The organism is Paludisphaera sp., from assembly GCF_037189885.1.
Lineage (GTDB): Bacteria > Planctomycetota > Planctomycetia > Isosphaerales > Isosphaeraceae > Paludisphaera.
On record NZ_JBBCIR010000051.1, the window covers coordinates 1 to 4,036 of the forward strand.

Sequence of the window (4,036 nt, forward strand, 5' to 3'; positions counted from 1 at the left end):
CCGGCGCCGGCCCGATCCGCGTCGACGTCACCAGGGGCGCGGGATCAACCCGAACCAGCGCTCGGCGGGGAAGCCCCAGTAGGGTTGGGGCCTGTCATACTCCTCGAGCACGTGCGGCACGCGCCGGGCGGGTGCCCAGCCCAGCGTGATCAGCAGCCGCATGTCCCGCAGGACCATGCGCGCGTCCGACCAGTAGCCGTGCCCCAGGAGCGACGTGTCCACGTTGGACGCGTCGATGTTGTCCAGGCCGGGCAGGAACTGGGCCGAGTTGCCGGCGCGTCGCTCGCGCCCGTGCTTGGCGAACGAGGCCCAGAGCGCGCGGTCGTGGGGGCTGTAGTAGAGCGACACCCGCTCCGCTCGCCTGCCGACCGCCGGCTGGAGCCGGGCGAACTCCTCCGTCGACACGTCGGGCGCGGCCAGGACGACCTGGCCCATCGGCCTGGCGCCCGGCGGCAGTTCCGAGTCGAGGATGGAGAGTGCCCGCATCGTCACGCGGTTCCCCAGGCTGTGGGCGATGACGTGGATCTTCCCCCGACGATCCGCCGGCCTCGCCGCCTGCTCCGCCGCCAGCGTCCTGAACACCCGCGCGAGCGCCCCGTAGCTGTGGTCGGCGTACAACTCGTCGCGCGAGTAGGCGTCCGGCCCGGGCCAGCCGACCTCTCGCGAAGGCCACGAGAAGGCGACCGGCAGGCCGGCGAAACGCATGTCCTCGACGACCTGCGCCAGCCGCACCACGGCGAAGTCGAAGCTCGTGTTGAACCCATGGACGTAGACCAGGACGTCGCGCCCGGTGTCGGTGTCGCGGACCAGCGCGCGGAAGCCGGCCTCGTCGAGCAGCCGAACGCCGCCGTCGACGATGAAGAACTCCCGCCTCGGGTCGCCCGCCTCCCCCGGCCTTGGGATGGGTAGCGACCCCGGCTCCCTCGCCTCGGTCGGCAGGTTGACCACGCACGAGCCGTAACGCACGGCGTCCCCCAACTGCTCGCCGAATCGCTCCTGGAGCGTCCCCTCCCACGCCAGCACGTTGCGGTTGGTCGCGACATGGATCGTCCGCTCTTTTTGAGTGATGAAGGGGGACGCGGCGGGAGACATCGGGGGCCCGGTTGCCCCGCCTTCTTCTCCTTGCCCCGCTGGAGCCATCGGCGCGGGCGCTACCCCGGCGGGGGCCTGGGGCGCGGGCGCGACCTTGGAAGGGGCCAGGGGCGGGGGCGTGACCTTGGACGGGGCCATCGGCGCGGGCGCGAACTCGACGGGGGCTGGCGGAGGCGTGGGGACTTCGAGGACTTCCGCGGGCGCCGGGGCCGGCCCGACCGGGGGAGCGGGAGGGGCCTGACGCAACCGCGGCGCGAGCAGGGGCGAGGACGAGGCGAAGAAGACCTCGTCCTCCCCGGCGCGACCGGTCACCGCGTAGCGGAACGTCACCTGATCCGGCCCGAACCGGAGCGCGGAATGGGGCGCCAGAATGACGATTTTCACCACGGCGTCGCCCCCCGGCTTGCTCGCCGTGGCGGTCAGGAGGAATCGCCCGTCGGCGTCGCGATGGGCGTCTCCGTCGCCCTCCATGTACCGGATCACGGGGAGGGGGGCCGCCCCTTCGGCCGGCGCCGGCGCCGCCGCGGCCGCGCCGAGCGAGTCGTCGACCGCCTGGATCTCCAACGTGACCGCGTCCACGCCCGGCTGGAGCAGGACCAGCGCCGTGATCTCGTCGGCGGGAGGCTGGCGCGACGTGTCGGTGTCGACGGTCAGTCGGAGCAAATCGGCCCGGGGCTCGGCCGGCCGGTCGGCGGACGCGACGGAGGCCGAGAGCCAGAGGCAGGCGAACAGGAGCATGAGCGGCCTACGCGGATGCGTCATCGTTACCTCGCGGGTGAATGCGGCCGGGGGACCCGAGGGATCCGCTCCCCGAGCGACGACGTCGTCGCTTGGGGATATCACATTGAACGGCCTGTTATGGCGGATTGCAACCATCGGCGGATATTCCGGTCGAGATCGCCCGTTTCGCGGGAGGCGTCGCAATCCCCCGGACGAGAGCGGGATCGAGCGCCCGGACGCGGGCGTTCCGTGGATCAAGATCACCCGCCGGGCGGCCTCGATTTCACGCCAACGCGACGATCCCCCGCGGACCGCCGCCGCGCCCGGGGGCCTCGCGGCCGAAACTCCTTGACTCCCCCTTCGGTTTCGTTAATAATTCCGCCAAGCATGCAATCGTCGGGTCGATTCCGCCGGGCCGCGTCGAATCGCGTGGCGAGGGCCCCGGGAATGATGTAGCTTGACGAATAGGGCCGCCGACAGGACGGACGGCCCGGACGCGGCTCCCGCCACTTAAACGGCCGAGGGATTTTCGATGCGCCCCAAACACCCCGGACGGCATCTCGGATCGGGCTTCACGCTCATCGAGCTCCTCGTCGTCATCGCGATCATCGGCGTGCTGGTGGCCCTCCTCCTCCCGGCCGTGCAGGCGGCGCGCGAGGCCGCCAATCGCTCCCAGTGCCAGAACAACCTGAAGCAGCTCGGCCTGGCGGCGCAGGGCTATCACGACACATACAGCAGCTTCCCGGCCGGCTGGTACTGCACGCCGCCGACCTACGACCCGGCGGCCCCGGATACGCCCATCGGCGGCGACGTGACCGGCTGCGCCACGATCGGCACGCCTTACCAGCCCTACCAGTGGGGCGGCCTGGCTGGCCTGTTCGGGAATCTGGAGCAGCTGAACCTGTTCAACGAGATCAACTTCTATTACGCGCCCAACAACGCCACCAACTCCACGGCCGTCCGACGCACGCTGACCGGGATGGTCTGCCCGTCGAACCGCCGGCCCGAGACGACCACCCAGGCCGGCTCGACGCAGCGGATGGGGCCGTCGGACTACCGCGGCAACATGGCCGGCGGGATGGTCTTCCCGGATCCGTCCGGGCCGTGCCCGACCCTCGACCCGCGCAACGTCAACTGCCTGATCTTCGACAACGGCATGACCTACCAGAACTCGAGCGTGGGGATCGCCGACGTCACCGACGGCACCACCAACACCTGCCTCTTCGGCGAGACCATCGACCCCAACGGCGTCTGGGCCCCCGCCACGAGCTGCTGCGTCCGCACCAACAACGACCGCACCATCAACCGGCCCATCGTCTCCGGCGGCCGGAACTTCTACACGTACTGGTCCAGCAAGCACCCCGGCACGGTGAACTTCGTCAACTGCGACGGCTCCATCCGCGGCGTCACCGCCACCATCAACAAGGCCGTGCTCAACAAGCTCATGACCCGCAACGGCGGCGAGACCATCTCGGCCGACGAGACCAAGTAAGGCGGGCCAGGACGCGATAAGCCGACGCATCCGGGGCGAGCGAGGGCGATTCCCGCCCTCGCTCGCCCCGGCTCGCGCGCCGGCCGGGCGGGATTGTTTGCGCTTGGCGCTGGTTTTGCCGGTTGTGACCGTCCGGGGACGGGGCTTCGCGCCGTCCTCGCCCGTCGTCGGAGGAACCCCCACCGCGAGCCCAGGAGACGGTCATGATGGAACGTCGCGAACTCTTGACCCTGTTCGGCGCCGGCGCGGCCGGCCTGATGGTCGCCGGCACGACGAGAGCCGACGACGAGAAGGACGGCAAGGACAAGGAGAAGCACCACGCCCACATGAAGGTGATGGGCGAGTGTGCCCTGATCTGTAACATGGTCTCGGCCCACTGCTTGAAGGAGCTGGCCAAGCAGGAAGGCGAGCACTCCGAGCTGCACGCCGAGATCGCCTGCGCGACCAACGACTGCCAGACCTTCTGCGTCCAGGCCGTCACCCTCATGGCCCGACACAGCAAGATGGCCCCCCACGCGCACCACGCCTGCGCCGACGCCTGCCGCGACTGCGCCGCCGTCTGCGAGAAGTCCCAGGACGAGAAGATCAAGAAGTGCGCGGAGATCTGCCGCGAGTGCGAGCGCCTCTGCCGCGAGGCCTGCGAGAAGTCCGCCGCGTGATCCTCGCCCTCGCGGGGCCGGCCGCCCGAGCGGGGGCGGGGGCGCGACCCTTCGCGGCCGCGAGGGGCGCGGG

At 70.7% G+C, this 4,036-nt stretch carries 3 protein-coding genes; 2 read left to right on the top strand and 1 reads right to left on the bottom strand.

Annotated features, from left to right (window positions below; genetic code table 11):
• Positions 1 to 27 precede the first annotated feature (27 nt).
• The gene (locus WG209_RS15485) at positions 28 to 1,854 is read right to left on the bottom strand and encodes an alpha/beta hydrolase (protein ID WP_337175968.1); all 1,827 of its coding nucleotides are present in this window, start codon (positions 1,852 to 1,854) and stop codon (positions 28 to 30) included.
• 490 nt (positions 1,855 to 2,344) lie between these two features.
• Here WG209_RS15485 and WG209_RS15490 point away from each other — a divergent pair, with 490 nt between their 5' ends.
• Together WG209_RS15490 and WG209_RS15495 are read left to right on the top strand one after the other, a co-directional pair.
• Positions 2,345 to 3,304: a DUF1559 domain-containing protein gene (locus tag WG209_RS15490; RefSeq protein ID WP_337175969.1), complete on the top strand. Its 960-nt coding sequence runs from the start codon at positions 2,345 to 2,347 to the stop codon at positions 3,302 to 3,304.
• A 203-nt stretch (positions 3,305 to 3,507) separates the two neighbouring features.
• On the top strand, positions 3,508 to 3,963 hold the full coding sequence (locus tag WG209_RS15495; RefSeq protein ID WP_337175970.1) for a hypothetical protein: 456 nt from the start codon (positions 3,508 to 3,510) through the stop codon (positions 3,961 to 3,963).
• Positions 3,964 to 4,036 lie beyond the last annotated feature (73 nt).

Bases quoted from the DNA above. Each gene is read 5' to 3' on its own strand.
- WG209_RS15485 (WP_337175968.1), bottom strand. From the start codon at position 1,854: ATGACGCATCCGCGTAGGCCGCTCATGCTCCTGTTCGCCTGCCTCTGG.
- WG209_RS15490 (WP_337175969.1), top strand. From the start codon at position 2,345: ATGCGCCCCAAACACCCCGGACGGCATCTCGGATCGGGCTTCACGCTC.
- WG209_RS15495 (WP_337175970.1), top strand. From the start codon at position 3,508: ATGATGGAACGTCGCGAACTCTTGACCCTGTTCGGCGCCGGCGCGGCC.